At 70.2% G+C, this 5,466-nt stretch carries 7 protein-coding genes; 6 read left to right on the top strand and 1 reads right to left on the bottom strand.

Annotated features, from left to right (window positions below):
* The 4 genes from VGB60_RS00685 to VGB60_RS00670 all read left to right on the top strand — a co-directional run.
* Window positions 1-415 (top strand): DUF1178 family protein (locus tag VGB60_RS00685; protein WP_331036371.1); only part of this gene is annotated, 415 nt, incomplete at its 5' end.
* Window positions 416-417: 2 nt separating this feature from the next.
* Complete coding sequence (locus tag VGB60_RS00680; RefSeq protein ID WP_331036370.1) at window positions 418-1,194, top strand: helix-turn-helix domain-containing protein; 777 nt, start codon at window positions 418-420, stop codon at window positions 1,192-1,194.
* A gap of 36 nt (window positions 1,195-1,230) precedes the next feature.
* On the top strand, window positions 1,231-1,701 hold the full coding sequence (locus VGB60_RS00675) for a DUF6265 family protein (RefSeq protein ID WP_331036369.1): 471 nt from the start codon (window positions 1,231-1,233) through the stop codon (window positions 1,699-1,701).
* An 11-nt stretch (window positions 1,702-1,712) separates the two neighbouring features.
* Window positions 1,713-2,189, top strand: coding sequence for a GNAT family N-acetyltransferase (locus VGB60_RS00670; RefSeq protein WP_331036368.1), 477 nt, complete (start codon window positions 1,713-1,715; stop codon window positions 2,187-2,189).
* A gap of 166 nt (window positions 2,190-2,355) precedes the next feature.
* On the opposite strand, the gene ubiG is transcribed toward VGB60_RS00670, so the two are convergent.
* The gene (gene ubiG / locus VGB60_RS00665) at window positions 2,356-3,153 is read right to left on the bottom strand and encodes a bifunctional 2-polyprenyl-6-hydroxyphenol methylase/3-demethylubiquinol 3-O-methyltransferase UbiG (protein WP_331036367.1); all 798 of its coding nucleotides are present in this window, start codon (window positions 3,151-3,153) and stop codon (window positions 2,356-2,358) included.
* Window positions 3,154-3,209: 56 nt separating this feature from the next.
* On the opposite strand from ubiG, the gene VGB60_RS00660 reads away from it, so the two are divergent.
* Together VGB60_RS00660 and VGB60_RS00655 are read left to right on the top strand one after the other, a co-directional pair.
* Window positions 3,210-4,511, top strand: a complete 1,302-nt coding sequence (locus tag VGB60_RS00660; RefSeq protein WP_414644447.1) for an aspartate kinase — start codon at window positions 3,210-3,212, stop codon at window positions 4,509-4,511.
* Between the two features lie 50 nt (window positions 4,512-4,561).
* A partial coding sequence (locus tag VGB60_RS00655) for a GAF domain-containing protein (RefSeq protein ID WP_331036366.1) occupies window positions 4,562-5,466 on the top strand: 905 nt, incomplete at its 3' end.

The following is a 5,466-nucleotide window of genomic DNA, read 5'->3' as shown; positions in this document are numbered from 1 at the left end:
GCGCTGCGAGGACGAGCACGGCTTCGAGGCGTGGTTCGCCGCCTCGGCCGATTATGACGACCAGGCCGCGCGGGGACTGGTCGAATGCCCGATGTGCGGCTCGCGGTCCGTGTCCAAGCAGATCATGGCCCCGGCCGTCGCCGGCGCGAAGAAGGCCGGGTCCGCGCCCGATCTGGCCCGCGTGCGGACGATGATGACGCAGGCCGCACGCGAGGTTCGCAGTCACGTCGAGCAGAACTTCGACTACGTCGGCGACGCCTTCGCCCGCGAGGCCCGCGACATCCACGAGGGCCGCTCCGAGAAGCGGGAAATCTACGGCGAGGCCTCGCCCGCCGAGGTGAAGAAGCTGAAGGAGGACGGCGTCCCCTGCGCGCCGCTGCCGCCCTTGCCGCCGCCGCCCGACAAGCTGAACTGACGATGCACGGGGCGGAAGTCTACGAGGCGACGCCGCCGCCGGAGACGCTCAGGCCGTTCGTCGCCGCCCTGTGGACCTATCGCGCGGACAGCCCCTCGGGCGAGGTCCAGCGCATCGTGCCCGACGGGTGTTGCGAGCTGATCCTGCACCTCGGCGAACCCTATGAGGAGCAGGGGCCCGACGGGACATGGCGGCTGCAGCCGCGCATGTTGTTCGCCGGCCAGCTCACCCGTCCGCTCGCCCTGCGGCCGACGGGGCCGCTGCGTGTCGTCGCCGCGCGTTTCGAGCCCGACGGCGCCCGCTCGTGGCTGGGGCGCCCCCTGAGCACGGCGACCGACCGAACCCTGGATGTCGCCGGCCGCATCGACCGCCCCCCGCCCGAAGATCTGGCCGCCCTCGGCGGTTGGCTCGAGGCCCTTCGCGCCCGTGAGGGCTGGCGGCTCGACCCGCTTGTCCGCGCGGCCGTGAGCGAGCCTCCGGAAACAACAGGTCTCCATCCCCGCGCCCTGCAGCGTCTCATGCTCGACCGGGTCGGCGTCCCGATGCAGACGCTGCGGGCCATCCGCCGCTTCCGCGCGGTGTTCGACCGGGTCGACCAGCAAGACCCGGAGGTCGTCACCTGGCTGCAGGCGGGGCTGGAAGCCGGCTACTTCGACCAGCCCCAGATGTCCCGCGACTTCCGCCGCTTCCTCGGTTGCACCGCCACCGAATGGGCGCGCCAGCGGACCGAGCTCGCCCGTCGCCTTGCGTCGCAATCCTACAAGACCGGAATGGCCTGAGCGCCTAGGCGTGGAACCTGACGAAGGAATCCGATCATGTTGTTTTCCATGCTGACCGCCGTCGCGGCTCTCACGGCTCCGCCGACCACCGACGACCTCTCGTGGATGGCGGGGTATTGGCTGTCCTGCGCCGACGGCGAGGTCTCGGAGACCTGGAGCGATCCGCGTGCGGGGCTGATGGTCGGGCAGGGGATGACGGTGCCGACGACCGGCCGTCCCACCTTCGAGATGTTCCACATCGCGGCGCACGGCGGCGGCATCGCCTATTTCACCCAGCCCGGCGGCCAGCCGGCCATCATCTTCCCGGCCACCGAGGCGGACCGGACGCATGTGGTGTTCGAGAATCCGACCCACGACTTCCCGCAACGGATCATCTACCGGCTTGACGGAGCCGATATGGTCGCCCGCATCGAGGGTCGCATGAACGGCCGTGATGAGAGCATGGAATGGCGCTACCGCCCGGCCCCGCTGAACACCCGCTGCCCCCGTCCGACCCAACCGGGCTGAGCTGGAGAGCGATGACGGCGGGCGACCTCGACGGCGTCGTAGCCGTCGCCGCCGAAGCCTTTCCCGATCACTTCGAGGACCGCGCGTGTTTCGCTGAACGGCTGGCGCTGTTTGCGCGGGGTTGCCGCGTGCTGGTCAACGGAAACGGCGCGGTTGGAGGCTATTTCTTCGCCTACCCCTGGCGGGCGGACGCCGCACCGCCCTTGAACAGCCTTGTCGGCGCGCTGCCCCCGGACCCGGACGTCCTGTATCTGCACGACCTCGCGCTCTCGCGGACTGTAAGAGGCGGCGGGCGCGCCAGATCGGCTGTCGAGGCCGTGGTGAAGCTGGCGCGCGAGGGCCGCTGGCCCGTAATCGCGTTGATAGCGGTCAATGACGCCGGCCCGTTCTGGGCTCGCCATGGCTTCGAGGTCGTCGATCCGCCCGGCATGCGCGAGAAGCTGGCCAGCTACGGCTCTGACGCCCGCTACATGGTGCGCCGGCTCTGAGCGCTTGATCGCAAGCCGCCCCCCTTGTCATTCCGAGGCCGGGTTCGGCGTAGCCGGAGCCAGAACCCGGAATCCAGATTTTCGGGTGAAACTCCCGGCGATGCTGCGACAAGAGGCCGGTCCTCTGGGTTCCGCGTTCCGGTGCGCGGCCCCGGGAAGGCGAAGGTCAGGAGTCTCGCGTGGCGATCATCATGTAGTTGACGCCCGCATCGCTGCTTTCGCTCCAGCGGTCGGCGAGAGGGTCGTAGGCCAATCCATAGGGCCCGCTGACCGCCACCGGCTCTTCCGACAGCATCAGCCGGATCTCGTCAGGCTTCAGGAACTGCCGCCAGTCATGCGTCCCCGCCGGCACCCAGCGCAGCACATACTCGGCGGCGAGCTTGCCCAGAGCCAGCGACTTCAGCGTCCGGTTCAGGGTGGCCACCACCATCATGCCGCCGGGCGCGATCAGCCGCGAGCAGGCTCGGACGAAGGCTTCGGGATCGGCCACGTGCTCGATCACCTCCATGGTCAGGACCACGTCGAACGGTCCGGCTCCCTCGGCCTCGAGTTGTTCGACCGTCGCCGCGCGGTAGGCGATGTCGAGACCCTGCTGGACCGCATGGGCACGGGCCGTGCCGATGTTCTCGGCCGAGGCGTCGATGGCGGTCACGGCGAAGCCCAGCCGCGTCATCGGCTCGGCGATCAGCCCGCCGCCGCAGCCGATGTCCAGAAGGGTGAGACCGGCGAAGGGCGCGCGCCCCTTGGTATCCCGTCCGAACCGCTCAGCGGCGCGGTCGCGGACGAAGGCCAGCCGGGCGGGATTGAAGCGGTGCAGCGGCGCGAACGGTCCCCGCGCGTCCCACCATTCCGCCGCCTGGGCCGAGAAGCGCGCCACATCGGCCGGATCGATGGAGGACCCCTCCGCCCGCTCCGGGGACTCTTGGGGTTCCCGCGCCGATACCGTGCCGTTAGAAGCGACCATGGACCGAGGGATGAACCCGCTCGGCCCTCCATGCAAGACGGGGACGGCACGCCACGATGACGCGGCCAGACGACACGCGGCCAGAAAGCACGCGGCCGACGACGCGGCTGGTGATGAAGTTCGGCGGCACCTCGATGGGGGACCTCGAGCGGATTCGCCGCGCCGCCCGCATCGTCGCCGCCGAGGCCGCCGCGGGCAAGCAGATCGCCGTCGTCGTCTCGGCCATGGCCGGCAAGACCAATGAGCTGGTGGCCTGGACCGACGGCGCCGGCCGTCCCGGTCCGGGAATCGAGCTGTCGGACGACGAATACGACGTCGTCGTCGCCTCGGGCGAACAGGTCACCGCCGGCCTGCTGGCGCTGACGCTGCGCAACATGGGCCTGAACGCGCGCAGCTGGATGGGCTGGCAAATCCCCATACTGACCGATGAAGCGCACGGCCGCGCCCGTATCGAGGACGTGCCGGGCGAGGTGCTGGGTTCCGCGATCGATACGGGCCAGATCGCCGTCGTCCCCGGCTTCCAGGGCGTCAGCGCCGGCGGCCGCATCACCACGCTCGGCCGCGGAGGGTCCGACACCTCGGCGGTGGCCGTGGCGGCCGCGCTGGGCTGCGCCTGCGACATCTACACTGACGTGGACGGGGTCTACACCACCGACCCCCGCATCGAGAGCCGCGCTCGCCGCCTCGAAAAGGTCTCCTACGAGGAGATGCTGGAGATGGCCTCGCTCGGCGCCAAGGTGCTGCAGACCCGTTCGGTCGAGCTGGCCATGGCGAAGCGGGTCCCCGTCCGGGTCCTGTCCAGCTTCATCGAGCCCGACGAGAACGGCCGCCTGCCCGAACACGCCGGGACATTGATCTGCGACGAGGAGGAAATCGTGGAAAAGCGCATCGTGTCCGGGGTCGCCATGAGCCGCGACGAAGCCCGCATCACCCTGCTGGGCCTGTCCGACCGGGTTGAGGCCCCGGCGGACGTCTTCACCCGCCTGGCCGAGGCCGCCGTCAACGTCGACATGATCGTGCAAAGCCAGTCGCGCACGCCCGGCACGGTCAACCTGACCTTCACCACGGGCCGCCGCGACGCCGCCCGGGCCGCCGAGCTGATGCGCTCGGCCCAGTCGGAGCTCGGCTTCGAGGAGATCCGGGTCGACGAGGACGTGGCCAAGGTCTCCGTCGTCGGCGTGGGCATGCGCAGCCACGCGGGCGTGGCCCAGACCATGTTCCGGGCCCTGGCCGACAAGGGCGTGAAATTCCAGGCCATCTCGACCTCCGAGATCAAGATCAGCGTCCTGATCGACGCGGCCTATGCGGAACTGGCCGTTCGGGCGCTACATTCCGCCTATGGACTTGAGGCGGTCTAGAAAGTGAGCTTGGCGGCGCCCATCTGCGGCGCAGCTGTTGGGGAGAGGCCATGCCGTTGGGCGGATTGACGACGAGGGGGCCGCGCAACCTCCTTCGCCAGATCCGCGAGGCCATGGCCGGCGCGGCTCCGGCGCAGGATCGGCTCGACATGGTGGTGCGGATCATCGCCCAGTCGATGGTCGCCGAGGTGTGCTCGATCTATCTGCGCCGCGCCTCCGGCGAACTGGAACTGTTCGCCACCCAGGGCCTGAACCCGGAAGCCGTCCACACCACCCGCCTGCGCCCCGGCGAGGGCCTCGTCGGCGAGGTCGCGCGCACGGCCGCGCCGATCAGCCTGTCCGACGCCCCCTCCCACCCCAGCTTCGCCTACCGGCCGGAGACGGGCGAGGACCCCTATCACGCCTTCCTCGGCGCGCCCCTGCTCCGCGGCGGCCGCGCCATCGGAGTGCTGGTCGTCCAGAACCGCTCCGAGCGGCGCTACGACGACGAGGAAGTCGAGGACATCCAGACCATCGCCATGGTGCTGGCCGAGACTGTGGCGTCCGGCGAGCTGCTGGCGCAGGACGAGCTGCGCGACATCGAGGTGGCCCCGCACCGGCCGGAACGGCTGAAGGGCCAGCGCTTCGCCGAAGGGCTCGCCTACGGCCACGTCATCCTGCACGAGGCGCCGGTTCCGCCGGAGAACCTGCTGGCCGAGAACCAGCAGGTCGAGGAAATCCGCCTGCGCGAGGCCCTGATCGGCCTCAAGGCCAATATCGACTCCATCCTCGACGGCGGTCAGGGCAAGCTGGCGGGCCTGCCGTTCGAGGTGCTGGAAACCTACCGGATGTTCGCCGACGACCGCGGCTGGAACCGGTCGCTGGAAGAGGCGGTCCGCACCGGCCTGACCGCCGAAGCCGCGGTCGACCGGGTCCGTCAGGAGCACCGCGCCCGCTTCGCCCAGGCCCGCGATCC

It is taken from the genome of Brevundimonas sp. (assembly GCF_036399195.1).
Taxonomy (GTDB): domain Bacteria; phylum Pseudomonadota; class Alphaproteobacteria; order Caulobacterales; family Caulobacteraceae; genus Brevundimonas.
The sequence above is the reverse complement of the archived record's forward strand: the minus strand, read 5'-3'. Positions and strand labels throughout refer to the sequence as shown.